The organism is Streptomyces sp. NPDC024017 (assembly GCF_040638895.1).
GTDB lineage: Bacteria > Actinomycetota > Actinomycetes > Streptomycetales > Streptomycetaceae > Streptomyces.
The window spans coordinates 1-25,643 of sequence record NZ_JBEZYZ010000018.1; the positions used below are offsets into that span (position 1 = coordinate 1).

Annotated in this window: 23 protein-coding genes; 8 read left to right on the top strand and 15 right to left on the bottom strand. The window is 72.3% G+C overall.

Annotated elements, in window-relative coordinates:
• The 3 genes from AB0G20_RS35685 to AB0G20_RS35695 form a co-directional block, all read right to left on the bottom strand.
• The coding region (locus tag AB0G20_RS35685) for a carboxyl transferase domain-containing protein (RefSeq protein WP_361309974.1) at window positions 1-281 on the bottom strand (281 nt) is incomplete at its 3' end.
• 154 nt (window positions 282-435) lie between these two features.
• A complete protein-coding gene (locus tag AB0G20_RS35690) occupies window positions 436-2,808 on the bottom strand; it encodes a polysaccharide lyase 8 family protein (protein ID WP_361309978.1) in 2,373 nt (790 codons plus the stop codon).
• Window positions 2,809-2,891: 83 nt separating this feature from the next.
• Window positions 2,892-3,749, bottom strand: a complete 858-nt coding sequence (locus AB0G20_RS35695; protein WP_361310199.1) for an SDR family NAD(P)-dependent oxidoreductase — start codon at window positions 3,747-3,749, stop codon at window positions 2,892-2,894.
• Between the two features lie 360 nt (window positions 3,750-4,109).
• Here AB0G20_RS35695 and AB0G20_RS35700 point away from each other — a divergent pair, with 360 nt between their 5' ends.
• Window positions 4,110-4,715, top strand: coding sequence for a YceI family protein (locus tag AB0G20_RS35700; RefSeq protein ID WP_361309980.1), 606 nt, complete (start codon window positions 4,110-4,112; stop codon window positions 4,713-4,715).
• A 220-nt stretch (window positions 4,716-4,935) separates the two neighbouring features.
• Complete coding sequence (locus AB0G20_RS35705) at window positions 4,936-5,721, top strand: serine protease (RefSeq protein ID WP_361309983.1); 786 nt, start codon at window positions 4,936-4,938, stop codon at window positions 5,719-5,721.
• Between the two features lie 72 nt (window positions 5,722-5,793).
• Here the strand turns inward: AB0G20_RS35705 and AB0G20_RS35710 are convergent, their stop codons facing one another.
• Window positions 5,794-6,375, bottom strand: a complete 582-nt coding sequence (locus tag AB0G20_RS35710) for a YdeI/OmpD-associated family protein (RefSeq protein ID WP_361309986.1) — start codon at window positions 6,373-6,375, stop codon at window positions 5,794-5,796.
• Between the two features lie 40 nt (window positions 6,376-6,415).
• Window positions 6,416-7,000 carry a TetR/AcrR family transcriptional regulator gene (locus AB0G20_RS35715; RefSeq protein ID WP_361309989.1) on the bottom strand — a complete coding sequence of 195 codons (585 nt, stop codon included), beginning with the start codon at window positions 6,998-7,000 and terminating at the stop codon, window positions 6,416-6,418.
• A gap of 72 nt (window positions 7,001-7,072) precedes the next feature.
• On the opposite strand from AB0G20_RS35715, the gene AB0G20_RS35720 reads away from it, so the two are divergent.
• Window positions 7,073-8,011, top strand: a complete 939-nt coding sequence (locus AB0G20_RS35720) for a DMT family transporter (RefSeq protein WP_361309992.1) — start codon at window positions 7,073-7,075, stop codon at window positions 8,009-8,011.
• Between the two features lie 166 nt (window positions 8,012-8,177).
• Window positions 8,178-9,350 (top strand): Cmx/CmrA family chloramphenicol efflux MFS transporter, encoded by a 1,173-nt coding sequence (locus tag AB0G20_RS35725; RefSeq protein ID WP_361309995.1) that lies wholly within the window; start codon window positions 8,178-8,180, stop codon window positions 9,348-9,350.
• A gap of 216 nt (window positions 9,351-9,566) precedes the next feature.
• Here the strand turns inward: AB0G20_RS35725 and AB0G20_RS35730 are convergent, their stop codons facing one another.
• Window positions 9,567-10,922 carry a hypothetical protein gene (locus AB0G20_RS35730; protein ID WP_361309998.1) on the bottom strand — a complete coding sequence of 452 codons (1,356 nt, stop codon included), beginning with the start codon at window positions 10,920-10,922 and terminating at the stop codon, window positions 9,567-9,569.
• Window positions 10,923-11,036: 114 nt separating this feature from the next.
• On the opposite strand from AB0G20_RS35730, the gene AB0G20_RS35735 reads away from it, so the two are divergent.
• On the top strand, window positions 11,037-11,723 hold the full coding sequence (locus tag AB0G20_RS35735; protein ID WP_361310000.1) for an SLATT domain-containing protein: 687 nt from the start codon (window positions 11,037-11,039) through the stop codon (window positions 11,721-11,723).
• A gap of 36 nt (window positions 11,724-11,759) precedes the next feature.
• Here the strand turns inward: AB0G20_RS35735 and cimA are convergent, their stop codons facing one another.
• The 5 genes from cimA to ureA all read right to left on the bottom strand — a co-directional run bounded on the left by cimA (window position 11,760) and on the right by ureA (window position 17,811).
• Complete coding sequence (gene cimA / locus AB0G20_RS35740; RefSeq protein ID WP_361310003.1) at window positions 11,760-13,364, bottom strand: citramalate synthase; 1,605 nt, start codon at window positions 13,362-13,364, stop codon at window positions 11,760-11,762.
• Between the two features lie 378 nt (window positions 13,365-13,742).
• Entirely contained in the window at window positions 13,743-14,342 is a 600-nt protein-coding gene (locus AB0G20_RS35745; RefSeq protein WP_361310006.1) for a TetR/AcrR family transcriptional regulator, read from the bottom strand.
• Window positions 14,343-14,350: 8 nt separating this feature from the next.
• Complete coding sequence (locus AB0G20_RS35750; RefSeq protein WP_361310009.1) at window positions 14,351-15,388, bottom strand: agmatine deiminase family protein; 1,038 nt, start codon at window positions 15,386-15,388, stop codon at window positions 14,351-14,353.
• A 9-nt stretch (window positions 15,389-15,397) separates the two neighbouring features.
• Window positions 15,398-17,110, bottom strand: a complete 1,713-nt coding sequence (locus tag AB0G20_RS35755) for an urease subunit alpha (protein ID WP_361310012.1) — start codon at window positions 17,108-17,110, stop codon at window positions 15,398-15,400.
• On the bottom strand, window positions 17,107-17,811 hold the full coding sequence (ureA, locus tag AB0G20_RS35760; protein WP_361310014.1) for an urease subunit gamma: 705 nt from the start codon (window positions 17,809-17,811) through the stop codon (window positions 17,107-17,109). Before ureA ends, AB0G20_RS35755 begins: the two co-directional genes overlap by 4 nt.
• Window positions 17,812-17,926: 115 nt before the next feature.
• Between ureA and AB0G20_RS35765 the strand changes: the two genes are divergently transcribed.
• Complete coding sequence (locus AB0G20_RS35765; RefSeq protein WP_361310017.1) at window positions 17,927-19,375, top strand: cytosine permease; 1,449 nt, start codon at window positions 17,927-17,929, stop codon at window positions 19,373-19,375.
• A 112-nt stretch (window positions 19,376-19,487) separates the two neighbouring features.
• Here AB0G20_RS35765 and AB0G20_RS35770 read toward each other — a convergent pair whose 3' ends face one another.
• Both AB0G20_RS35770 and AB0G20_RS35775 read right to left on the bottom strand, forming a co-directional pair.
• Window positions 19,488-20,576 carry a branched-chain amino acid aminotransferase gene (locus AB0G20_RS35770; protein WP_361310020.1) on the bottom strand — a complete coding sequence of 363 codons (1,089 nt, stop codon included), beginning with the start codon at window positions 20,574-20,576 and terminating at the stop codon, window positions 19,488-19,490.
• A gap of 243 nt (window positions 20,577-20,819) precedes the next feature.
• On the bottom strand, window positions 20,820-21,863 hold the full coding sequence (locus AB0G20_RS35775) for a 3-isopropylmalate dehydrogenase (RefSeq protein WP_358602419.1): 1,044 nt from the start codon (window positions 21,861-21,863) through the stop codon (window positions 20,820-20,822).
• 154 nt (window positions 21,864-22,017) lie between these two features.
• Here AB0G20_RS35775 and AB0G20_RS35780 point away from each other — a divergent pair, with 154 nt between their 5' ends.
• The gene (locus AB0G20_RS35780; RefSeq protein WP_361310023.1) at window positions 22,018-23,598 is read left to right on the top strand and encodes a metallophosphoesterase family protein; all 1,581 of its coding nucleotides are present in this window, start codon (window positions 22,018-22,020) and stop codon (window positions 23,596-23,598) included.
• A 46-nt stretch (window positions 23,599-23,644) separates the two neighbouring features.
• On the opposite strand, the gene AB0G20_RS35785 is transcribed toward AB0G20_RS35780, so the two are convergent.
• The gene (locus AB0G20_RS35785) at window positions 23,645-23,776 is read right to left on the bottom strand and encodes a hypothetical protein (RefSeq protein ID WP_086025117.1); all 132 of its coding nucleotides are present in this window, start codon (window positions 23,774-23,776) and stop codon (window positions 23,645-23,647) included.
• Window positions 23,777-24,024: 248 nt separating this feature from the next.
• On the bottom strand, window positions 24,025-24,567 hold the full coding sequence (locus AB0G20_RS35790; protein ID WP_361310025.1) for a GNAT family N-acetyltransferase: 543 nt from the start codon (window positions 24,565-24,567) through the stop codon (window positions 24,025-24,027).
• 84 nt (window positions 24,568-24,651) lie between these two features.
• Between AB0G20_RS35790 and AB0G20_RS35795 the strand changes: the two genes are divergently transcribed.
• Window positions 24,652-25,599 carry an NADP-dependent oxidoreductase gene (locus AB0G20_RS35795; RefSeq protein ID WP_361310028.1) on the top strand — a complete coding sequence of 316 codons (948 nt, stop codon included), beginning with the start codon at window positions 24,652-24,654 and terminating at the stop codon, window positions 25,597-25,599.
• Window positions 25,600-25,643 lie beyond the last annotated feature (44 nt).

Below are 25,643 nucleotides of genomic sequence, written 5' to 3' on the forward strand. Positions count from 1 at the left end.
ACCGTGCCCCAGCCGGTGATCACACCGTCGGTGTACGGCTTCTTGGCCTCCAGGCCGAAGCCCGTGGCCCGGTGCCGGCGCAGCTGCTCGACCTCGCGGAAGGACTCCGGGTCGAGAAGAAGTTCGATGCGCTCCCGCGCGGTCAGCTTGCCCTTGGCGTGCTGCGCCTCGGTCGCCTTCTCGCTCGGTCCGGCCACCGCCTGCGCACGGATCTCGTGCAGTTCGGCCACGCGTCCGCGTGCGTCGGTCGGCTCACCCGGCGCCTCATCCAAAACGGTCATGTAGTGACCTTACGAAGCCAATCAAGGAAAGTGGGCCGTCGACTCCTCACAGTGTCCAGCGCGTTTTCCTGGTACCACTGAACAGAACCATGGCCGCGTGCACCCTTTCCGACTGCTCAGAGGGCGTGTGGCTTGTAGGGGTCGCACAAAGCCGTCAGGCGAGAGTCACCTCACAGATGTGCGTGGCGCATACCGTCCCCGGAGTGACGCGCACGCGCAGTCGGCGGCCTGTGGAGAGCACCTCGACCGTGTCGTCCGCGCGGTCGACCCGGTGGACCGGGCGGTCCCAGGTGATCTCCAGGGGCGCGCCGGTGCGGGGCGGTTCGCTCACGCAGAGGGTAGCGGCATGGCCCCGGTGGACGATCAGCACGCTCGCGGCGGCGGAGGCGGTGAGCGGACCCGCAGCGCCGGACCGCCAGAAGTTCGCGGCCGTGCAGCCGAGGGAGGGCACGGTGACCGCCTGGCGGCCGGGGTCGTTGGCGAGCACCGACATCCAGTGGCGGTCGGCGGCCCGGCGCGCGACCGCACGGCGGGACGCCCCGGGCATGAGGACGTAGGCGTACGTGGCGTCCTCGGGGTCGGTGCCGTGGTCGAGCCAGAGGGTCTGCCAGCGGCGGGTGCGCCGCTCCGGTGTGCTGCCGGTGTTGATGTCGGACCAGGCACCGGTGCGGTCCTCGCGCAGCGCCTTCGGCTCACGGCCGAGCAGGACCCAGCCGCCGTGGTCCTCCAGGTGCGCCCAGTTCGGGCCCTTGACGAAGCGCTGGGTGCCGGATGCGCCGAGGTTGCGGTTGTCGACGATCGTCTCGACCGGGACGCCGTCGGCGCAGGTGATTCCGGAGCCCAGGCAGATCACCGCGTCCTCGACGCAGAACCAGGACTTGCGGGCTTCGAGGGTGGAGCCGAGGCCCTTGAGGTGCTGGCCGAGGGCCGCGTAGGTGCCGTCGGTGGTGCCGCCGACCCAGCGCGTGTCCGGGCGGGCGGTGCCCCACTCGCCGCCTTCGCGGTCGGCGAGCCGCTCGGTGGAGACGGTGGTGCCGGGCAGCCGGTACCAGTCGACGGTCGGCCAGAACCAGTCCGTGTACTGGTCGCCGGTGCCCTCGGCCCACCAGCTGACCATGCCCGCGCCGGTGTGCCAGCCGCGGGGGTTCTCGCCGTTGCCGCACTCGTAGTGGGCGATGCGGTCGCTGGCCATGGAGATGTTCACGGTGAAACCGGGGCCGCGGTGGACGGCACGGTCCATGGCGGCGAAGAGGTGGTGCCCGGCGGGTTCCGGCGCGGCCGGGGCGGGCGACTCGGCGATGGTGTGCAGCCGGGCCAGGTCGGCGACACCGAACTGGGGCGCCGTCAGGATCGGTGTCACGGTGTCCCGTTCGATCCAGCCCTTGACGCGGGCGTGCCAGCGCTCGCGTTCCGCGGGGCTCGCGCCCGCCGCGAGCAGGGCGATGGCGGCGATGAGCTGGTGGCCGTGGTAGTGGTCGCTGCGCAGGACCTTGCGGTCGTCGGTGGTGAGGTAACCGCGGCTGATGGCCCGGCCGTTGACGCTGTCCATGACCAGTCCGTCGTGGATGAGAGGCGCGTAGGCGCGCTCGACGCTGTCGAGGACGATCTGCCGGTTCGGGTCGGTGACCTCCCAGTCGGATCCGGCGAGCAGGGCGAAGAGCCGGCCGAGGCCGTCGAGCACGACCTGGCCGTACGTGCCCGAGTAGGCGACCCAGGTGTGCTGGACGAAGGAGCCGTCGGCGTAGAGGCCGTCGCCCCGGGTGACGTACGGGAAGACCGGGGAGAGCGCGTCCCGGGCGAGGGCGATCTTGGCCGGGTCGCGGCCGAGGATGCCGCGCAGGGCGACGGAGCGGCACAGGTCGACACGGTTGGCGCCGGTGGAGGTGCCGCTGTAGTCGCCGAGGGCGGAGTCGGGGACGAAGTGGTCGACGGCGGCGCAGGCGGCGCCGACGCGGGCCTCCCCCAGCTCCTCGTGCAGGGCGGCCGTGATGTCGGTGAGCAGGCGGGGGCTGCCGATCTGCCACTCCCACCAGTTGCCGTAGCGGGTGGTGGAGGGGTTGTAGACGGTGGCGGAGAGATGGTCGAGGCCGCGCAGGATGTCGGCGAGGAGGCCGGGGTCGGCGGTCGAGCCGGTGCCCTGCTGGACGTAGGCCTGGGCCATGGTCCACAGGCGGCCGTAGCTGAGGGTGATGCCGGCCGGCGGGTCGAAGGGGTGGCCGGGCCAGAGGGAGTTTGCCGCCGGGGCCATGCTCGCGCGCAGGTCGCGGGCGAGGGCGCCGGTCTCGGCGAGCCGGGCGGCGTAGGGCTCGGCCGTCGGGTCGTAGCCGCTGCCGAGGGAGATGCCGAGCCAGCGGCGGCGGAGGGCGTCGTACGGGTCACCCGGCGCGTCGGCGGCCCGGCCCGCGGGCGTCGCGCCCCCGGTCGCCGCGAGGGCCGCGGCCGCCAGCAGCAGGGCGCGGCGGCTGGGCCGGAGCAGGGCGGCGGCCCCGGCCGTACGGCGGGAGAAGACGCGACGCTGGGGAGTCATGCCCATGCCCTACCACGGCGGGGCGGTCACCTGAACGGTGGATCCGGCCGGAGTGACCGGAACGGGGGAACGGCCGGTGCGGGTCAGCCGAAGCGGTTCAGCAGGCGGCGGTACAGGCCCGGCGCGAGGCCGCGGACCCGGCCCGGGACGGTCAGCCAGGTGGGGACGTAGGCCTCGTCGCGGTTCTGCCGGACGGCCTCCCAGATCGCGCCGGCGACGCAGCCGGGCGAGAGGAGACCGGTGCGGGTGCCGTCGTAGGGCCTGCCGCGGCGGGTGTGGAAGGCCGTGTCGACGGCTCCGGGCACGACGAAGGTCACCCCCACGCCCGTGCCGCGCAGCTCCTGGCGCAGTGCCTCGGCGAAGGCGGCCAGGCCGGCCTTGGCGGCGGAGTACACCGCCTCCTCCCGCAGGCCCACGCAGCCCGCGACCGAGCCGAGCAGCACCACGCGGCCCCGCCCGGCCGCGATCATGGAGGGCAGCACCTCGCGCACGAGGTGGAGCGTGGCGTTGAGGTCCAGGGTCAGCACCCGGTCGATGTCGGTGTGCGGCATGGCGGTGAAGGGGCCCGCCCAGCCCATGCCCGCCCCGGCGACCAGGACGTCGATCCGGCCGGTGGTGTGCAGCGCGCTCCGGGCCAGCAGGCGCGGGCCGTCCGGGGCGGCGAGGTCGGCGGGCAGCACGACGGCCGAGGTGCCGGACGCCGTCTGCTCCAGGCGGTGCCGGTCGCGGCCGCTGAGGAGCAGTTGCCAGCCGTCCATCGCGAAACGCCGTGCCGTGGCCGCCCCGATGCCCGAGGAGGCCCCGGTGACCAGGGCGACGCGCCGGTCGATCCGTCGCGGCGGCCCGTACTGGTTCACCCGGGCGGGGACGGGGGCCGTGGAGCGGCGCGGGGCGGGGTCCGCCGGGGGGTCGTAGGCCGAGCCGGAGCCGGTGAGTGTCACGAGTCGCTCTCCCCTGCGCTGTGCGTCCGCCGTGGTCTCGTCTGTCTCCATACGGTCACTGGAAACGGAACCCTCTCCCGCCGGACACCGCCACCGCACGGCGGGCCGCCGGGGCTCGGCGGGCCGGCCCCGGCAGGCGCCCGGGCGGTGGGCCGCTTGCGTACCGGGCCGCCGCGCGTCGCCTCCGGCAGGACCACCCCTGCGGGCCGTGCGATTGCGCCAAGCGGGGGTACGGGAGGGGTGCGGCGGAGGCGATGAGGACACACCCGCCGAAGATGTTGAATGTTGAACGGAATAGGTCTACGGTGGGTCGCGTTGGAGTAGTTAAAGATTCAACATCAGACGCAGGAGGCGTACCTCATGAGCATCTTCAGCCGCAACGACACCCAGACCGCCGCCGCCACCGGTGCCGCCGTGAGCCCCGAGCTGGCCGCCCTGACCGGCGACTACACGATCGACCCCGCGCACTCGACGATCGGCTTCGTCGCCCGGCACGCCATGGTCACCAACGTCAAGGGCAGCTTCCAGGACTTCACCGGCACGCTCCACCTCGACGGCACCGATCCGTCGCGGTCGACGGCCTCCCTCGACGTCGTGATGGACAGCATCGAGACGGGCAACGCCGACCGTGACGGCCACCTCAAGAGCGCGGACTTCTTCAAGGCGGACGAGTTCCCGGCCATGACCTTCCGCTCCACCAAGGCGGAGGCCCTCGGCGGTGACGACTACCGGATCACCGGCGACCTGACGATCCTCGGCACCACCCGCCCCCTCGTCATCGACCTCGAGTTCAACGGCGCCGCGAAGGACCCCTTCGGCAACGAGCGCGTCGGCTTCGAGGGCAAGGCGGAGATCCTGCGCTCCGAGTGGGGCCTAACCTGGAACGCCGCACTGGAGACCGGCGGCGTCCTGGTCTCCGACAAGATCAAGCTCAACTTCGACATCTCGGCCATCAGGAACGCGTGAGCCCTGCGGGACCGGCCCGGTGACATCACCCCGGGCCGGTCTGGCCGGTTCCCGCCCCTTGTGCAAAGACTGTCGGCGTTCTCATAATCCAGCAGCAGTATTTTGACCAGTCCATGCCAGCACATGGACGTTCTTTTTGCCCTTGCTGCTGTCATGCACTCGTCAATCTGATGCTTCGGTTGCACATCTCCCCGGTCAACCCCCCACGGAAGGCATCACGTTGAAGAGACTCCTCACCGCCCTCAAGAGATGCGCGGTCCTCGGCGCCGCCGCGCTCGCGATCGCCAGTCTTCAGCCCGTCTCCGCCGCGCAGGCCGCCCCGTCGCCCGTCGTCGGCGGGACCCGGGCCGCGCAGGGCGAGTTCCCGTTCATGGTCCGGCTCTCCATGGGCTGTGGCGGCGCGCTCTACACCCAGCAGATCGTGCTCACGGCCGCGCACTGCGTGGGTGGTTCCGGCAACAACACGAGCATCACCGCCACCGCGGGGGTCGTCGACCTGCAGTCCACCAGCGGCCGGGTCCAGGTCCGCTCCACCAAGGTGCTGCGCGCGCCCGGCTACAACGGCACCGGCAAGGACTGGGCGCTCATCAAGCTCGCCCAGCCCATCAACCTGCCGACGCTGAAGATCGCCACCACGTCGCAGTACAACACCGGTGACTTCACCGTCGCCGGCTGGGGCGCGAACCGCGAGGGCGGCTCCCAGCAGCGCTACCTCCTGAAGGCGACCGTGCCGTTCGTCAGCGACGCCGCGTGCAAGGCCTACGGCGGTCTCTACAGCGGCCTCGTCGCGAACGAGGAGATCTGCGCCGGCTTCGACGCGGGCGGGGTCGACACCTGCCAGGGCGACTCCGGCGGCCCGATGTTCCGCAAGGACAACGCCGGCGGCTGGATCCAGGTCGGCATCGTCAGCTGGGGCGAGGGCTGCGCCCGCCCCGAGGCCCCCGGCGTCTACACGGAGGTCTCCACCTTCGCCTCCGCCATCGCTTCGGCGGCCTCGACCCTCTGACCCACGGCTTCAGGGCCCGACGCCGCTGGGTGTCGGGCCCGTTCCGTGCGACGGCCTCCAGCCCCTGTGCACTCACCGTGTTTCCGGCTCCCGCGACTCCAGCTTCCCCACCGCCGCCGCCACCTGCGCAGCCCGGCTCCCCGCCGTCCTGGCGCGGAGTACCCCGAGCATCAGCAGGTACCGGTCCGTCCGCCCGAGCGCCTCGAAAGCCGCGGCGGCGCGGGGGCTCCGTTGCAGCGCCGCCGCCAGGTCCTCGGGGACCTCGGCCTCCTTCTGCGACGCGTACGCCGCCTCCCATCGGCCGTCCGCCCGGGCGGACGCCACCTCCGCGAGCCCGCCGGGCCGCATCCGCCCGGCGGCGGTCAGTTCCTCGATCCGCCGGACGTTGACCATGGACCAGAGGCTGCCCGGACGCCGCGGGGTGATCCGCTGGAGGTAGTACGACGCGTCAAGTCCCTTGCGCTGCCCGGTGATCCACCCGTGGCACAGCGCCACGTCGTTCACGTCGGCGGCACTCACGGAGGGGATGCCCGAGCCCTTCTTCGCGACCCTGACCCAGAGGCCGGGGTGCGGGGCGGGGTGTGCGGTCAGCCAGGAGTCCAGGCCGTCCGTGGTCTCGAAGGAGAGAGGGCCGGTGCCGTCGGAGGTGGTCATGGCACCACCGTAGGGAGGAAAGTAGGACAGTTTCCGTCCGCTACCCGAGCAGCGCGCGGGCCTGTTCGCGGGCCTGGGCGATGGCGTCCGGGAAGACGCCCAGGCCATGGGCGACCAGGGCGCCCTCGTGCAGGAGCATCAGCGCCCGGCCCGTCGACTCCGCCGTCTCGGGCGCGATCTCCTCGGTGAGACGCGTGAACAGGGCGAGCATCCACCGCTTCTGGCCGGTGATGATCGGGTGGGCCGGATGCGCGGGGTCGCTGATCTCCGCGTGGGCGTTGACCATGCTGCATCCCTTGGGGCTGAACTCCTGCGCCCACGCGCGCGAGGCGTCGAACACGGCCAGGACGCGCTCGCGCGGGTCAGGGCCCGTCGCGTCGAGGCGCTCGGCGAGGAAGGCCCGCCAGCGCTCGTCACGGTCGGCGAGGTACTCCACGACGATCTGCTCCTTGGAGCCGAACCGGTCGTAGAGCGTCTTCTTCGTGACCCCCGCCTCGGCGGCGATGAGGTCGACGCCGACGGCGTGGAGGCCGCGCTCGTAGAACAGCCGGGCGGCGGCCGTCAGGGCACGGCGGGCGGCGGGCGTCATCGTGATCCGGCGGGGGTTCGGCGCAGTGGTACCCATGGCACCCGACTATACCGATCTGTATAGTGAGCGGGGAACGGGTATACCGATCTGTCTACTGGTGGTGACGGCGTGAACATCCTTCTCTCCCTCGCCTTCGTCCTGTGCTGGAGTTCCGGGTTCATCGGGGCCAAGCTCGGCGCCGGCAGCGCGTCCGCGCTCACGATCCTGATGTGGCGGTTCCTGCCACTGGCCCTCGTCCTCATCGCCGTCGCCGTCGTCATGCGATCGGCCTGGCGGGGCCTGACCGCCCGGGACCTGACCCGTCAGGCCGTGGTCGGCGTGCTGTCGCAGAGCGGCTATCTGCTCAGCGTCTACTACGCCATCCAGCTCGGCGTCTCCAGCGGTACGACGGCCCTCATCGACGGGGTGCAGCCCTTGGTCGCCGGGGCCCTCGCGGGGCCGCTGCTGGGGCAGTACGTCTCGGGCCGGCAGTGGATCGGCCTGGGCCTGGGGCTGAGCGGCGTCGCCGTGGTCACGCTGGCCGACGCGGCGGCGGGCGACGACGTGGCCTGGTGGGCGTACGCCGTCCCGCTGCTCGGCATGCTGGCCCTGGTCGCGGCGACGTTCCTGGAGAGCCGGTCCCGCTCGCGGGTCGCCCCGTCGGTGTCGCTGACCGTCCACTGCGCCACCAGCGCGGTCCTCTTCTCCGCACTGGCCCTGGCCACCGGGGCCGCCTCACCGCCCGCACAGGGGGATTTCTGGGTGGCGGTCGCCTGGCTCGTGGGGTTGTCCACGTTCGGCGGGTACGGGCTGTACTGGCTCATCCTGAAACGCTCCGGCGTCACCAAGGTCAACACGCTGATGTTCCTGATGGCCCCGGTCACCGCGGTCTGGGGCGCGTTGATGTTCGGTGAGCCGTTCGGCGTGCAGACCGCTCTCGGGCTGACCGTCTGCCTGGTCGCGGTCGTCGTCGTCCATCGCGGTGGCGGCCGCGGGGACACGGCCCCGACCGCCGCCCGGGCGGAGCCGGCGGAAAAGCGGTGGACCCGGTCCCCCGGCCCCGCCTAGCCTGCCGTCCATGTCCGGCCCCGAGGCGTCCAGAGTGCGGCCACCGGCTCTCCGGTGGCTGTTCGTGACGTGATGCCGGGCCGCTGAGGCCGCCCGCTCCGCTCCGCTGCCGGTTTGCCGTCCGACCTGTCGTGTCCGACGTCGACCTCCGGTGCGGAGTTCTTTCATGCCGTTCGCTCTTCTTCTGCTGGGCCTTGCCGTGTTCGCGCAAGGCACGTCCGAGTTCATGCTGTCCGGACTGGTGCCGGACATCGCGCGGGATCTGGGGGTGTCCGTTCCCGCGGCGGGGGCGCTGACCTCCGCCTTCGCGGCCGGGATGGTCGTGGGGGCGCCGCTCGTGGCGGGGCTCGCGCGGCGCTGGCCGCGGCGGGGCGCGCTGCTGGCGTTCCTCGTCGTCTTTCTCGCCGTCCATGTCGTCGGCGCGCTCACCGGCAGCTTCGCGGTCCTGCTCGCCACGCGGGTGCTGGGGGCGTTCGCCAACGCCGGGTTCCTCGCCGTCGCCCTGGTCGCCGCCGTGGGCATGGTCCCGGCCGATGCGAAGGGGCGGGCGACGTCCACCCTGCTGGGCGGGGTGACGCTGGCGTGTGTGGCCGGGGTGCCGGCCGGGGCCGTGCTCGGCGAACTGTGGGGCTGGCGTGCGGCGTTCTGGGCCGTGGCGCTGATGTCGCTGCCCGCGCTGGTCGCGGTGGCGCGGTCCGTGCCGGCTGGTGCGGCCGAGGGTGCGCTGCCCGCGCTGCGCGGTGAACTGCGGTCGCTGCGCAGCCCCCGGCTGCTCGCCACCCTGCTGCTGGGCGCTCTCGTGAACGGCGCGACGTTCTGCACCTTCACCTATCTCGCGCCGCTGGTCACGGAGGTGACGGGGCTGGGCGCCGGCTGGGTTCCGGGGGTCCTGGCCCTGTTCGGGGCGGGGGCGTTCGCGGGGGTGACCGCCGCGGGGCGCTTCGCCGACCGGCGTCCCGTGCCGGTCCTCGCCGGCGGGGGCCTCGCGCTGGGCGCGGGCTGGTGCGCCATGGCCCTCGGAGCCGGGCACCCTGTTCCGGCACTCGCGCTCGTCTTCGCCCAGGGTGCCCTGTCCTTCGGTGTCGGTTCCACGCTGATCGCCCGGGCGCTGTACGCGGCGCAGGGCGCACCGACGCTGGCCGGGGGTTTCGCGACCGCGGCGTTCAACGTCGGTGCGGCGGTGGGCCCTTGGGCCGGGGGTGCGGCGATCGGCGCGGGGTTCGGGTACCGGGCGCCGGTATGGGTCAGCGCGGGTCTGGTGGCGCTGGCGTTCGCGGTCGCCGGGGTGGCGGTACGGCGGCGAGAGCGGGCCGTGGGGCAGGAGGCTCTACGGCACTGAACTCACGTGCCGCAGAGCCGTGCCGGGTCAGCGGACGCCGTCGCCACGCGGGCAGGAACCGCTGCGGCGCCGACCTCACGCGCCACCGAGCCCGGCTCGGGTCGGAGCCCGGCACCGAAGCCGCGTCGGACAGCGCCCTTACGGCGGTCAGCTCATGCGCCGTACGGCCAGGACCGCTGCGGCGCTGAACTCACATGCCCTCGAGCCGGGCCCGGGTCAGAACCCGCCCCCGAAGTCCCCGCCGCCACCGAAGTCCCCTCCCCCGAGACCGCCGCCCCCGAAATCGCCGCCCCCGAAATCGCCGGTGTCGAAGTCCGCGCCGGAGACGTCGCCGCCCTCGTAGCCGCCGAAGTCGCCGTAGCCGGAGCCGTAGTCGGCCGCGTAGGCGGGGGCGGCCATCATGCTGCCGAGCATCGTGCCGACGAGGAGGCCGGGCAGGAGGCCGCCGCCGAAGTAGCCGCCGGCCCAGGGGCCGTACGCCGGTCCGGCCTCCCAGTAGGGGCGGCGGCCCTGGTCGGTGTCGACCTCGCGGATCGCCGGGTCGCGGCCCTCGGCCAGGCGCCTGTCGTCGGCCGCGCAGACCGGGACCTCGCGGGCGGCACCGGCCGGTGGCATCCAGGTGGCGTCGGCGACCGAGGGACCGTGGCGCGGGTCGAAGAAGCAGGGCGGGCGGCGCTCGGGCAGGGCTCCGCCCTCGCGGCGGGCCCCGAGCCGGGCCAGGGAGAACCGGCCGTCCTCCACGGCCTGGGTGACGGCCCGGACGTCCTCCGGTTTCGTCGCGGCCGCCATCAGGGACTTGGCCCGCTCGTAGGAGTCCAGGGCACGCTCGTAGTCGGCGAGCATCGCGTCGTCGGCGCCGGGCTCCCCGGGATGGAAGTCGAGCCGGTCGAGTTCCTCGCCGAACGCGGTGATGTCCTCGTCGACGACCACCCGCAGCTTCTCCAGCGCGGCCCGCTGCTCCTCCTCGTGGCGGCGCCGGTTGCGGCGGACCATGGTGTAGGCGCCCGCGCCGCCGGCGGCGACCAGGGCTCCGATCGTGATCAGGCCGCCGACCGGGACGTCGGTGCCCGAGCCGTCGCTCCAGCTGCTCGGCGCCGAACCGCCCACGTTGCGCAGGGCGTCGTCGACGAAGTCGTTCAGCTGGGCCTTGGTGTCGCCCGCGTCCTGCACGGCCGTGACCAGGTTGGACACCGCCTGCCGGCTCATCACGGAGCTGTCGGCGCGGGCGTCGAACCGGTCGCCGAGGTGGATGCCGTACAGGCCGGTGACGCCCGTCTCCGTGCGGAGGTTGCGGAAGAGGTCCTGCGTGGGGTAGCCGGCCGGCAGGACGGCCACGAAGACGGGCTTGTCCGCGTCCTTGATCTTGTCGGCGAGGGCCTCCGCGTCCGACGCCGCGAGCTGCCCGGAGGCGGCCGGATCGACGTAGACGGGGCTCTCGCGCAGTTCCTGGGCGACCTTGGAGAGGTCGGTGGCCGCGTGCGCGCCCGGCGCACCGGCCAGCAGCACCGCCAGCACAGCGGCGAGCGGCACGATCAGCAGACGTACGACGGTACGCACCAGCGCGGCCTTCACATGTTCGAAGCTACCCGAAATGGCGCATAAAGGGTTATCCGTAGAGGCAGGTATTTGTTGACGCCGCTGCGCCTAGGATGCCTCTGACCATCCAGGAGGGGCGGGAGCAGGGGCATGTTCGGACGACGCAGGGCTGCGGACATGACGGTGTCCGAACTGACCGAGCTGGACCGGTCGCGCACGCGGGCCGACCTGCTGTGGGAGCTGTTCCGGCACGCCGAGGCGGAGGTGACCTCCGCGATCGGCTGGTATCTGGCCCGGCGCCGGGGACCCTCGCTGTGGTCGCGTTCGCTGCGGGCGCTCGCCACCGTGCTGGGCATCGTCGGCACGATCACGCCGCTGGTGCACGCGGCCGCGCCCACGGCCGTGCAGCCCGAGTGGGGTTTCGTGTTCCTGGCCGGCGGGGCGGGCTGCGTCCTCTTCGACCGGATCTTCGGGTTCTCCGCGTCCTGGACCCGCTACATCCGTGCGGAACTGGCGTTGCAGCAGATCCTCAAGAAGGCACAGGCCGACTGGGCGCAGGCGTTCCTGAGGACCACCGACTCCCCCAGCGACAAGGAGCAGGCCGCCCTGCTCGGCGTGATCGAGCGGCTGCGGGCCGACGCCCAGCGGATCATCGAGGACGAGGGCACGGCGTGGGTCGGCTATCTGGCCGACGGCGTCGAGGAACTGACCCGCTCCACCAGCACCGCCACCGGCCAGCGCTCCCACACGGCGGGCCTCTTCCGCCTCGACCGGACCCCCGGCCGCGACCGGGGCGGCGAGGTCCCGGGACCGCGGTCCCGGGACACGGCGATGTGACACGCGCCCCGGGCACCCGGCCCTACCGGAGTGCGGCTACTCCGCCGGAGCGACCCCCGCGCGCAGCAGCCCGTACGTGTACGCGTCCTCCAGCGCCTGCCAGCTCGCCGCGATGACGTTCTCGGCTACGCCGACCGTCGACCACTCGCCCGTGCCGTCGGACGTGGAGATCAGCACGCGGGTCGTGGAGTTGGTGCCGTGCTTGCCCTCCAGGATGCGGACCTTGTAGTCCACGAGCTCCAGCTTGGCGAGCTGGGGGTAGATCTTCTCCAGGCCCACGCGCAGCGACCGGTCCAGGGCGTTGACCGGCCCGTTGCCCTCGGCCGTGGCGACGATGCGCTCGCCCTTGGCCCACAGCTTGACCGTGGCCTCGTTGGCGTGGGAGCCGTCGGGCCGGTCCTCGACGATGGCGCGCCAGGACTCGACCTCGAAGTAGCGCAGCGGCATGCCCTGCACCTCGGCGCGCAGGAGGAGTTCGAAGCTCGCGTCGGCCGCCTCGTAGGTGTAGCCCTTGAGCTCGCGCTCCTTCACCCGCTCGACCACCCGGCCGATCAGCTCGCGGTCGCCGCCGAGGTCGATGCCGAGCTCCTTGCCCTTGAGCTCGATGGAGGCGCGCCCGGCCATGTCGGAGACCAGCATCCGCATGGTGTTGCCGACCTGCTCGGGGTCGATGTGCTGGTACAGGTCCGGGTCGACCTTGATCGCCGAGGCGTGCAGTCCGGCCTTGTGGGCGAAGGCGGAGAGGCCGACGTAGGGCTGGTGCGTGGAGGGGGTGAGGTTGACGACCTCGGCGATGGCGTGCGAGATGCGCGTCATCTCCGGCAGGTGGCCCTCGGGCAGGACCTTCTTGCCGTACTTGAGCTCCAGGGCCGCCACGACCGGGAACAGGTTGGCGTTGCCGACGCGTTCGCCGTAGCCGTTGGCCGTGCACTGCACGTGCGTCGCCCCGGCGTCGACGGCGGCCAGGGTGTTGGCGACCGCGCAGCCCGTGTCGTCCTGGGCGTGGATGCCGAGGCGGGCGCCGGTGTCGGCGAGGACGGTGGAGACGACGGCCTGGATCTGGGCCGGGAGCATGCCGCCGTTGGTGTCGCACAGGACGACGACGTCCGCGCCGGCCTCCGACGCCGTACGGACGACCGCCTTGGCGTACTCGGGGTTGGCGCGGTAGCCGTCGAAGAAGTGCTCGCAGTCGATGAAGACCCGGCGGCCCTGCTCCTTGAGGAAGGACACGGTGTCGCGGACCATCGCGAGGTTCTCGTCCAGGGTGGTGCGCAGGGCGAGCTCGACATGGCGGTCGTGCGACTTGGCGACGAGCGTGATCACCGGGGCGCCGGACTCCAGGAGCGCCTTGACCTGCGGGTCCTGGTCGGCGGTGGTGCCGGCGCGGCGGGTGGAGCCGAACGCGACGAGCTGGGCGTGCCGGAAGTCGATCTCCTGCTGGGCGCGGGCGAAGAACTCGGTGTCCCGGGGGTTCGCGCCGGGCCAGCCGCCCTCGATGAAGCCCACGCCGAAGTCGTCCAGGTGCCGTGCGATGGCGAGCTTGTCGGCGACGGTGAGGTTGATGCCCTCCCGCTGGGCGCCGTCGCGCAGGGTGGTGTCGAAGACGTGGAACGAATCGTCGAGCTCGCTGGTTGCGGTCATGGTCTCAAGGCTCCTGAGGATGGGATCTCGGTCGTACCGGAATGACCGGCTCCACCGCCCTCACATACTCCCTCGCGCTCTCGCCTCCGGCTGTGGGTGGGCCAGAAATGCGAAAAACCTCTCGCGGGTGCGAGAGGTCTGCGCGCGGGTCGAGGACGACGGTGTCCACCCGTACCTGGTCGTACGTGGTGGTCACTGCGGACCGGCGCGCCTGCTGCCAATAATCATGGCGAACGAGAGCACGGAGGGAGTGTGGCACAACCCCCGTACTTCGCTCACCGTTGTCTCAGGATGCGGTCTCGGTCACCTCAGGTGGCGCCGACATCACCACGCGCCAGAGGGTCAATCCGTCGTATTGAGTACAACCCGGGCGTGTGTTCAGGTGTCCGCGAGGAGGCTGTCGGCGAGGAACTCGCGCACGTGGCCGAGGATCTGCGCCCGGTCGGTGCCGCGCAGGCCGATCGCCACGTGGATGGAGAAGCCGTCCAGCAGCGCGCGCAGGCGGGCGGCGAAACGGTCCGGGTCGACGCGGCGGAACTCGCCCCGCGAGATGCCCTCGGCGAGCAGCGCGACCAGGTCGCGGTGCCAGGCGCCCTCGATGGCGGCCTGCCGGTCGCGGGCGTCCGCGTCGGCATTCTGCGAGCGGTTCCAGACCTCCAGCCACAGCGTCCAGTGGGGGTCGCGGTGGCCGTCCGGGACGTACAGGTCGACGTAGGCGTCGAGGCGTTCGCGGGCGGGTGCGGTCCGGGTCAGCAAGCGCCCCCGCTCGACCCCGAGCCGGCCCTCGCTCCACTCCAGGGTGCGCAGCAGCAGTTCGTCCTTGGAGCCGAAGTAGTAGAGCAGGTGCCCGCTGCTCATGCCGACCTCGCGGCCGAGCGCCGCCATGGTGAGTTTCTCCAGGCCGCGCTCGGCGATCATCTCCATGGCGGCGGCGAGGACGTCCTCACGGGGCGGGGCCTGCCTTCGCCCACCGGCCATGTGCGCTCCTAGATCCTCGGTTGCTGCTGCGTGATGCAGTGGATGCCTCCACCGCCCGCGAAGATCGTACGGGCGTCCACCAGCGTCACGGTCCGCTCGGGGAACAGGCGGCGGAAGATGCCGGCGGCGATCTCGTCGCGCGGATCGTCGAAGCCGCACAGCACCACGCCCCCGTTGCAGAGGTAGTGGTTGATGTAGGAGTAGTCGGCCCAGTGTCCGTCGGCCTCCAGGGCGGTCGGGGCGGGGACCTCGACGACCTCCAGTCGCCGTCCGCGTGCGTCCGTCTGCGACCTCAGCAGGCCGATGACCTCCTTGGTCACCTCGTGGTCGGGGTGGGCGGGGTCCGGCTGGGAGTGCGCCACGACGACGCCCGGGCGGGCGAAGGCCGCGACGATGTCGACGTGGCCGAGGGTGCCGAAGCCGTGGGGAGGGTAGTCGCCGGTCAGGCCGCGCGGCAGCCAGATGGCCTTGCGGGTGCCGAGCTGGGCGTGGGTCTCCGCCTCGACCTGCTCGCGGGACCAGCCCGGGTTGCGCTCCGGGCCGAGCTGGACGGTCTCGGTCAGCAGGACCGTGCCCTCGCCGTCCACATGGATCGCGCCGCCCTCGTTGACGAGCTCCGAGGCGTACGTCCGTGCCCCGGCGAGGTCCGCGACATGCGCGGCGACCTTCTCGTCGTGCTCCCAGCGGGCCCACTCCTGGGCACCCCAGCCGTTGAACGTCCAGTCGACGGCGGCCAGTCGGCCCCTGCCGTCGGTGAGGAAGGTCGGGCCGATGTCGCGCATCCAGGCGTCGTCGAGGTTCCGTTCGACGGTCTCGATCCCCTCGCCCAGCAGGGCACGCGCCTGGTCCGACTGGCCCGGGCCGCACACCACCGTCACCGGCTCGAACCGGCGGACGGCCCGGGCGACCGCGGCCCAGGCGACGCGGGCGGCGGCCAGCTCCCCGGGTTCGTCGAAGGTGGGGTTCGGGCCCGGCCAGGCCATCCAGGTCCGCTCGTGCGGAACCCATTCGGCGGGCATGCGGAAGCCGTCGGCGGCTGCGGACATCGTTGATCCTCAGAGGAAGTAGAGACGGTTGAGGGAGACGGACTCGGCGGGTTCGGAGCGCAGCGGCTCGCCGTCGAGGGTGACGAGACCGGTGCGCTGGTCGACGTCGACGGCTCCGGTACGGGAGTTGAGGCGCAGGTCGGCCGGGCCGATGCCGCGTGTGCCGCGCACGGCGACCCTGCGGCGCCGGGTGGGCATGGTGTCGTGCCCCTGGTCGAGCGCGGCCTGCGCGACGAACGCCACCGAGATGTCGGCCGGTGTCGCCCCGTACGCGCCGAACTGCGGCCCGAGGACGAGGGGTTCGCAGGTGTCGGTCGCGGCGTTCGGGTCGCCGACCACGCCGTACGCCGGGAAGCCGGCCTTCAGCACCAGCTGCGGCTTGGCACCGAAGTACTCGGGCCGCCACAGCACGATGTCGGCGAGCTTTCCGGTCTCGATCGACCCGACCTCGTGGGAAAGCCCGTGCGCGAGAGCCGGGTTGATGGTCAGCTTGGCCATGTAGCGCAGGACGCGCTCGTTGTCGTGGTCGTCGTTCGGTGCGCCGAACTCGGCCTTCATCTTCCCGGCCATGGCGAACGTACGGCGGACCGTCTCGCCCGCGCGCCCCATGCCCTGCGCGTCCGAGGAGGTGATGCCGATCGCGCCCAGGTCGTGCAGGACGTCCTCGGCTCCCATGGTGCCGGACCGGATGCGGTCGCGGGCCATGGCGGCGTCGCCGGGCAGGTCGGTCTTGAGGTCGTGGACCGAGACGATCATGCCGTAGTGCTCGGCGACGGCGTCCCGGCCGAAGGGCAGGGTCGGGTTGGTGGAGGAGCCGATGACGTTCGGCACGCCCGCCATCTTCAGGACGTTGGGGACGTGCCCGCCGCCGCAGCCCTCGATGTGGAAGGCGTGGATGGTCCGCCCCTCCAGCACCCGCAGGGTGTCCTCCACCGACAGGCACTCGTTCAGTCCGTCGCTGTGCAGGGCGACTTGGACGTCGTGCTCCTCGGCGACGCGCAGTGCCGTGTCCAGCGCCCGCGTATGGGCGCCCATGTCCTCGTGCACCTTGAAGCCACTCGCCCCGCCCTCGGCGAGGGCCTCGACCAGGGGTGCCGCACGGGACGACGAACCCCGGCCCAGGAAGCCGATGTTGACCGGCCAGGCGTCGAACGCGTTGAACGCGTGCCGCAGCGCCCAGGGCGAGTTCACGCCGACGCCCCACACCGGGCCGAACTCCTGCCCGATGATCGTGGTCACGCCGGAGGCGAGCGAGGCCTCCATGATGCGCGGGGACAGCAGATGGACGTGGGTGTCGACGGCCCCGGCGGTGGCGATGAGGCCCTCGCCGGAGACGATCGAGGTGCCCGTGCCGACGACGACGTCGACCCCGTCGAGGGTGTCGGGGTTGCCGGCCCGCCCGATCGAGCAGATCCGGCCCTCGCGGATACCGATGGACACCTTCCGGACGCCCTGCACGGCGTCGATCACCACGACGTTGCTGACCACGACGTCACAGGTCTCCCGGACCGCCGCCGCCTTGAGGTGCAGTCCGTCGCGTGCGGTCTTGCCGAACCCGGCGAGGAACTCGTCGCCGTGGCGCTGGGAGTCGGACTCGACGCGGACGGTCAGACCCGAGTCACCGAGACGGATGCGGTCGCCGGCGCGAGGGCCGTGCGTGGCGGCGTACTCGTACGGGGTGAGGCGGCGGGCCTCGGCGGGGTGGCCTCCTGGGCGGCTCATCGCTCGACCTCCTGATCAGCTGTTTCCGGTACGCCGAGGTAGCCGCAGGCGACGGCCCGCTTCAGGGCCTCCTCCTTGGCGCCCGGCGCGTCCAGCGGCCCGTCGACGAGCCCGGCGAACCCGATGGCGATCCGCTCGCCCCCGATCGGCACCAGCCCGACCTCGGCGCTCTCCCCCGGGCCGAACCGAACGGACGACCCCGCGGGCACGGCGAGCCGCATGCCGTAGGCCCGGCCGCGGTCGAAGTCGAGCCGCGGATTGGCCTCGAAGAAGTGGAAGTGGGACGTCACCGAGACGGGCACGGTCGCGGTGTTGGTGACCGTGAGCCGCTCGGCCGGCTCGGGCTCGGCGTGCTCCGGCCCGGGCAGCAGGGCGCCCGGGGCGTCCGGCCCCGAGCCGCCGCCGATGGGGTCGGAGACGACCGCGAGCCGCGAGCCGTCGTCGAAGACGGCCTCGACATGCACCTCGGTGACGACGTCGGCGACACCGGGCAGCACGTCGCCGGGCCCGAGGACGGACCGGGCGGCCTCGACGGCCTCCGCGAGCCGCTTGCCGTCCCGGGCGGCCTCGCACACCGTGTCGGCGATGAGCGCGGTCGCCTCGGGGACGTTGAGCCTCAGCCCCCTGGCCCTGCGGGCGCGGGCGAGCTCGGCGGCGCCGAAGAGCAGCAGCCGGTCGCGTTCGGTCGGGGTCAGCCGCATGTCACTCCCTCCGTTTAGAGCATCACTCTAAACATGAAGTTCCCTTGACCGAAAGGTTGACGGTGAGGCAATACACACATCACATTGAACGTCGCTCTAACCAAGGGAGACCAACATGCCGATCGAACAGCGCGGAGTCGACACCATCCCCGAGGAGGAGCGCACCAGCGGACCGCGCGACCTCGTGTCGATCCTGCTCGGCTCCAACCTCTGCCTGGGCGTGATCGTCTTCGGCTGGCTGCCGCCGTCCTTCGGCCTCGACTGGTGGTCGTCGGTCGGCGCGGTGCTCGCGGGCACGGTGGTGGGCGTGCTGTTCACGGCTCCGCTGGCGCTGGTCTCGCTGCGCACCGGCACCAACCTGTCGACCTCCTCCGGCGCCCAGTTCGGGGTTCGCGGGCGGCTGGTGGGCTCGGTGGTCGGGCTGCTGCTGGCCCTCGGCTACACCGCGCTGACCGTGTGGATCGGCGGAGACGTCATGGTAGGCGTGCTGGGCCGGCTGGCCGGGCTGCCACAGGGCGGGGTGTCGTACGGCGTCGTCTACGGGCTGCTCGCCGCGGCCACCGTCGCCGGTGCGGTGTACGGCTACCGGGTGCTGCTCGCGATGTCTCGGGTGCTGGCGTTCGGCATGACGGCCCTGCTGGCGCTCGGCGTGATCGCCTACACCCCCGGATTCACCACCGCCGCGCTGCCGGAGGCCGGCGGCTATCTGCTGGGCGGGTTCTGGCCGACCTGGCTGCTCGCGGCCGTGGCCGCCGGGCTGTCCGGGCCGGTCGCCTTCATCACGCTGCTCGGCGACTACACCCGCTACATCTCCCCGGCCCGCCACTCCTCCCGCCGGGTGCTGCACGCGACCTGGCTGGGGCTGATGCTGGGCCTGCTGGTGCCGCAGCTGTTCGGCACGTTCACGGCGTACGCGGCCGGGGCGGCCCTCGACTACGCGGGCCCGCTGGTCGACGCGGCCCCGTCCTGGTACCTCGTCCCGCTGCTCCTCGCGGCCTCGGCCGGCTCGGTCGGCAACGCGGGGCTGATGCTGTACTCGATGGGCCTCGACCTGGACGCGATCCTGCCGCGCGCCTCACGGGCCCGGGCGACGTACGTGGTCGCGGCCGTCGCCACGGCCTGTGTCTTCGCCGGGCACTACTACTCGACCGCGCAGGAGGCGATGACGTCCTTCGTGCTGCTCCTGACCGCCGTCGGCACGCCGTGGGCGGTCATCACCCTCATCGGCTTCGCCCGCTGCGGCGGCATCTACGACGCGGACGCCCTCCAGGTGTTCAACCGCCGCGCCCGGGGCGGCGTCTACTGGTACCGCGCCGGCTGGAACGTCCCGGCGACCCTGTCCTGGGCGGCCGGGGCGACGGTGGGTGTCCTGGCGGTGTCCCTGCCGTCGTACGAGGGACCGCTGCTGGCGCTGACCGGCGGGGTGGACTGCAGTTTCCTGCTGTCGGGGGTGGTGGGAGGGGTGGCGTACGCGCTGACGGCCCCGGGCTCGCTCGCGGAGGAGCCCGGGGCCGGCGAGGCGACGCCTGCTTCTCGCCCGGTCGATTCGCGCCCGGCGTCTTGACGGACCGGGTTCCGGACGTGGCGAAGGTCCGGCTTCTTGTCCGACCGAGTCGGGCGGTGGGTGGGCATGAATCCCGGGGTCCGGGGGCTCCGCCCCCGGGGACCAGGAGCACTCAGCCCAGGCGGTGCATCCAACCGTGGGCGTCCGAGGCCGTACCCCGCTGAATGTCCAGCAGCGCCCGGCGGAGCCGGAGCGTGACCTCGCCCGGCTCTCCCCCGCTCTGCTTCCACTCGGCCCCGGCCCGCTTCACCGTGCCGACCGGGGTGATCACCGCGGCCGTACCGCACGCGAAGACCTCGGTCAGCGACCCGTTCTCCGAGTCCCGCTGCCACTGGTCGACCGAGACCCGGCCCTCCTCCGCCTCGTACCCGAGGTCACGGGCGACGGCGAGCAGGGAGTCGCGCGTGACGCCCTCCAGGATCGAGCCGGTGAGCGAGGGCGTCACGATCTTGTCGCCGTACACGAAGTACAGGTTCATGCCGCCCAGCTCCTCGACCCACGTGTGCTCCACGGCGTCGAGGTAGCAGACCTGGTCGCAGCCCTTCGTGGCGGCCTCCGCCTGCGCGAGCAGGGACGCCGCGTAGTTGCCGCCCGTCTTCGCGTCGCCCATGCCGCCGGGGACGGCACGGACCCGGTCCTCGGAGACCCAGATGGAGACCGGCTTCACACCACCGGGGAAGTACGCCCCGGCCGGGGAGGCGATCACCAGGAACAGGTACTCGTTGGCCGGCTTCACCCCCAGCCCGACCTCGGTGGCGATCATGAACGGGCGCAGGTAGAGGGACTCCTCGCCGCCGTGCGCCGGCACCCACGCCTTGTCCTGCTGCACCAGGGCGTCGCACGCCTCGATGAACGTCTCGACCGGCAGCTCGGGCATCGCGAGCCGACGGGCGGAGCGCTGGAACCGCTCGGCGTTCTTCTCGGGGCGGAAGGTGGCGACGGACCCGTCGGGCTGGCGGTAGGCCTTCAGCCCCTCGAAGATCTCCTGCGCGTAGTGCAGGACCGTGGTGGCGGGGTCGAGGGAGATCGGCGCGTACGGAACGAGCTGGCCGTCGTGCCAGCCGCGGCCTTCCGTCCACTTGATCGTCACCATGTGGTCGGTGAAGTGGCGGCCGAATCCGGGGTTGGCCAGGATCCCCTCGCGTTCGGCGTCGGAGAGCGGGTGGGCGGAGGGCTTGAGCTCGATCGTGGGCGTCGTCATGGGTTGATGTCCTTCACCGGTTGTAGTGACGGGCCGCGCTCGGTACTGCTCTGATGGTGACCAGTGCTAGGACGTCCGAGCATTCCCTCATTTCCGCGGCCTCGCGTTCGATTATCGCCCGGGGGCGGCGGCGGAAGGAACGGGGTGAATGCGGCCCGGTGGTCGATGGTGACACCCGGCGGGAACATGCGGAAGCCGCCGGGCGCGGATGCGACCCGGCGGCTTGCGGTGTGCAGCGGCGGGTCAGCCGGCTACGCGTACGGCGAGCGCGTCGCCGATCTCCGAGGTGGAGCGGGCGGGCTTGCCGGTGCGCTCGGCGAGGTCGGCCGCGACCGCCTCGTCGATGCGGGCGGCCTCGGCCTCGTAGCCGAGGTGGCGCAGGAGCAGGGCGACGGACAGCACGGTGGCGGTCGGGTCGGCCTTGCCCTGGCCTGCGATGTCCGGGGCCGAGCCGTGCACGGGCTCGAACATGGACGGGAAGTCGCCGGAGGGGTTGATGTTCCCGCTGGCGGCGACGCCGATGCCGCCGGAGACGGCCGCGGCGAGGTCGGTGACGATGTCGCCGAAGAGGTTGTCGGTGACGATCACGTCGAAGCGCTCGGGCTGCGTGACGAGGTAGATCGTCGCCGCGTCCACGTGCATGTACTCGGTGGTGACCTCGGGGAACTCCTCGGCCACCTTGTTGAAGACGTTCGTCCACAGGTGACCCGCGAAGGTCAGCACGTTGTTCTTGTGGATCAGCGCCAGCTTCTTGCGGGGGCGGGCCTGGGCACGCGCGAAGGCGTCCCGGACCACGCGCTCGACACCGAAGGCCGTGTTGACCGAGACCTCGGTGGCGACCTCGTGCTCGGTGCCCTTGCGGATCGTGCCGCCGTTGCCGGTGTACGGGCCCTCGGTGCCCTCGCGGACCACGACGAAGTCGATCTGCGGCTCACCCGCGAGCGGAGTGGCGACACCCGGAAGGAGCTTCGACGGACGCAGGTTGACGTGGTGGTCGAAGGCGAAGCGGAGCTTGAGCAGGAAGCCGCGCTCCAGGACGCCGGACGGCACCGACGGGTCGCCGATCGCGCCGAGCAGGATGGCGTCGTGCCGCTTCAGGGCGTCGAGGTCGGCGTCGGTGAGGGTCTCACCGGTGGCGTGGTAGCGCCGGGCGCCGAAGTCGTACTCCTCGGTCTCCAGCTTCACATCCTGCGGAAGGACGGCGGAGAGGACCTTCAGACCTTCGGCCACGACCTCCTGGCCGATGCCGTCACCCGGGATCACTGCGAGATTGATGCTGCGAGACATGCGGGCACCCTACTCCTCGTCCCATGGGATGACACTCGGTGTCCGTGATGCGGACAGGCGGGAGGCACCCGCCCGGGGGACGGCACGCGCCCGTCGGGTGCCGTTCACCCATATGTGGTGCGGCCGTTGGCCTCCGCTGGGACATTCACTGGACATGGAGATCCCCCACTTCGGCATCCCGCCCGAGCTCGCCCGCCGGATGAGCATGGCGGAGCAGCACGAGTACCTGCGGACGCGGCTGTCGCGGCGGCGCACCCTGGTGACCGCGGGCGCGGTGGCGAGCGGGCTGCTGACCGGCTGCTCCGGTTCCGGCACCCGCCCCGGGCAGGGCGGCGCCACCTCGGCGGACAGCCCGTCGCCCGGCACGTCGCAGGCGCCCGGCTCCCTCGTCACGCCCTTCGGCCGTCACCTCGCCTTCGGCGCCGACCCCAAGACGCAGATGCGGATCTCCTGGCAGGTGCCGCTCGCGGTGAAGAAGCCGTACGTCCGGGTGGGCCTGCGCCCCGACGACCTCGGCCGCAAGGTCGAGGCGGAGCTGCGCGACCTGCACACCCCGGAGCTGAAGGGCGTACGGGCGGCGGTCGACCAGTACTACCTGCACGCCGCGCTGGACGGCCTGCGCCCGGACACGACGTACTACTACGGCGTCGGCCACGAGGGCTTCGACCCGGCCTCCCCGCGGCACCGGTCGACCGTCACGTCCTTCCGCACGGCGCCCGCGAGCCCGCCGGAGCGGTTCGTGTTCACCGCGTTCGGCGATCAGGGCGTCGGTGAGGAGGCCGCCCTCAACGACCGTACGCTGCTGCGCCGCGAGCCCGCCTTCCATCTGCACGCCGGCGACATCTGCTACGCCGACCCGACCGGCAAGGGCAAGGAGTCGGACGTCTTCGACGCGACCCAGTGGGACCGGTTCCTCAAGCAGACCGAGCCGGTGGCCAGGTCGGTGCCGTGGATGGTGACGACCGGCAACCACGACATGGAGGCCTGGTACTCACCCGACGGCTACGGCGGCCAACTCGCCCGGTTCTCGCTGCCGGACAGCGGCTTCGACGCGCGCACGGCACCGGGCGTGTACGCCTTCACGTACGGCAACGTCGGTGTGGTCGCGCTGGACGCGAACGACGTGTCGTACGAGATCCCCGCCAACTTCGGCTACACGGAGGGGAGGCAGACGAAGTGGCTGGACCGGAAGCTCGGTGAGTTGAGGTCCTCCGACGACGTCGACTTCATCGTCGTCTTCTTCCACCACTGCGCGTACTCGACGTCCACGCACGCCTCCGACGGCGGGGTGCGCGCCGAGTGGCTGCCGCTGTTCGCCCGGCACGAGGTGGACCTGGTGATCAACGGGCACAATCACGTCTACGAGCGGACCGACGCCGTTCGCAACGGCGAGGTGGGCAGGCCGGTGCCGGTCGGCGGGACGACGGATCCGCGGCGGGACGGGATCGTGTACGTCACCGCGGGCGGCGGCGGCAAGGAGCTCTACGGCTTCCCCGACGGCGTGAAGGAGAGCTACGAGGGGAACACCGCCGACCACGAGCCGGTCACCACGTTCCGGTGGACCAAGTCCCAGGACACCAAGGCGGAGTCGGCGCAGTGGTCGCGGGTGCGCTACCGCGGCTTCTCGTTCCTCTCGGTGGAGGCGCGGAGCGGCACCAGGCCGAAGCTCACGGTGTCGGCGCTGGCGTCGAGCGGTGCGCGGATCGACCATTTCGAGGTGCGGCGCGGGGCATGACACCCCGCACCGCGCCTCGTCGGGCGGCTCCCGGTCCTGGTGCGGCTCAGTGGCCGCTTGATCCGCCGTTGTCCCTGCGGTCGAGGGCGCGCTGGAGCGCGGCGGCGGCGTTCTTCCGGTCGGACTCGCTCATACGGGAGACATGACGGACTCGGCGGCGGACGGTCGTCTCGGCCATGGGAAATCGACTCCTTCGACAGCACGGAGTGCACAGGGAGGGTTACGAGACGCCGGAAGGGGCGGGGAGCGGTGCCGCAGGGGTTGCCTGCACGGGGCCCGGCTCACGACCGCCATTCGCTTGGTCGAGCGAGACGTTCGGCTCCTACAAAACTAAGGGAGCGCGGAGCGTCTGTCTCCACAATTACTCGGACTTCCTACTATCTGAGACGGTGGACTGGGTCACACCGCACTGACCTGCGGTGATTCCTAGAGCACGTCGCCGTCGCGCCAGTCGAAGAGCAGCTCGTGCGCGGGGTCGAGGGAGCCGGCCAGGACGGCGCGGACGTAGGTGCCGCCCTCCTCGTCCGGCAGCCGGACGATGCCGTCCCGCGGGCTGAGGGCGTGCACCTGACCGCTCCACGGCTCCCAGCCGCGCGAGGTGTACAGCCGGGCACCGGCGTCGCTCGCGGAGAGGGCGCCGAGGTCGTAGGCCCGGTCGACGACGCGTTCCAGTTCCGCCATGACCAGCCCGCCGAGACCGGTGCGGCGGACGTCGGCGCGGACGGCGACGTTCTCGACGTAGCCGGTGCGCAGCCACCGGCCGCGATGCCGTACCCGGCGCATCACGACCGCGCCGTGCGCGGCGAGCCCCGAGTCGTCGTGGACGAGGGCGTGCATGCCGCCGAGGCCGTGGTCCCAGTCCTCTTCGCCGAAGTCGCCGTCGAACGCGGCGTCCAGCAGGGCCCGTACGGCGTCGAGTTCGGCGGGGGCCAGGTCGGCGGTGTGGGCGGTGCGCGCTGCGGTGGTCACCGGACCAGTATGCGAACGGGCCGGGTGGCTCTCGACCGGTTATCCGCGCACGATGGAAGGGTCCGGCCTCGGGAGGGAGACCCGATGACGACGGCACAGCCGCGCACCCAGGTGGTCACCCAGCACCGTTTCGGCGGCCCGGACGTCCTGGAGATCGCAGAGCGTCCACGGCCCGAGCCCGGTCCCGGCGAGGTCCTGCTCCGGGTGCACGCGGCCGGGGTCGACCCGGCGGACCGGCCGGCCCGCTCCGGGACCGCGCCGCTGTACGGCGATCCGCCGTTCACGCTCGGGCAGGACGTGTCGGGGGAGGTCGAGGAGGTGGGGGCCGGGGTCACCCGGTTCCGGCCCGGTGACGAGGTCTTCGGCCGGATCGACGGCGGCGGCCACGCCACGCACGTCACCGCGCCGGCCGGCCACTTCGCGGCGAGACCCGCCGGGCTGGACCACGCCCACGCGGCCGCCGCCCCGACGGCGGTGCTCACCGCCTGGCACGCCCTGATCGACATCGCCCGGATCGGCCCGGGCAGCCGGGTCCTCATCCGCGCGGCGGCGGGCGGAGCCGGGCACCTGGCGGTGCAACTGGCCAAGGCGGAGGGCGCGTACGTCATCGGTGTCGCCGCCGCCGCGGACCACGGCTTCCTGCGCGACCTGGGCGCCGACGAACTCGTCGACGACACGGCCGGCGACTTCACGGAGTCCGTCCACGACATCGATGCCGCCCTCGACCTGGTCGGCGGCGAGCACGCCCTGCGCACGCTCGACACCCTGCATCCGAACGGCATCCTGCTCGCCACCGTCCCCGCCGACCTGGGCCTGGCGCCCGAGGACGTGGAGGCCCGGGGGCTGCGCTTCGCCCTGGTGCGTGCCGAGCCGTCGGGCGGCCTCCTGTCCCGCATCGCCCCGCTGCTGGCCGACCGCCGCATCCGCGTCCACGTCGCGACGACCCTGCCCCTGGCCGAGGCCGCCAAGGCCCACGAACTGGCCGAGGAGGGCCGCAGCCGGGGCGGGATCATCCTGGTCCCGCACCCGTGAGCGGCCGCATCCGGCCCCCGGCATGCCGACGGGCCGGGTCGTAC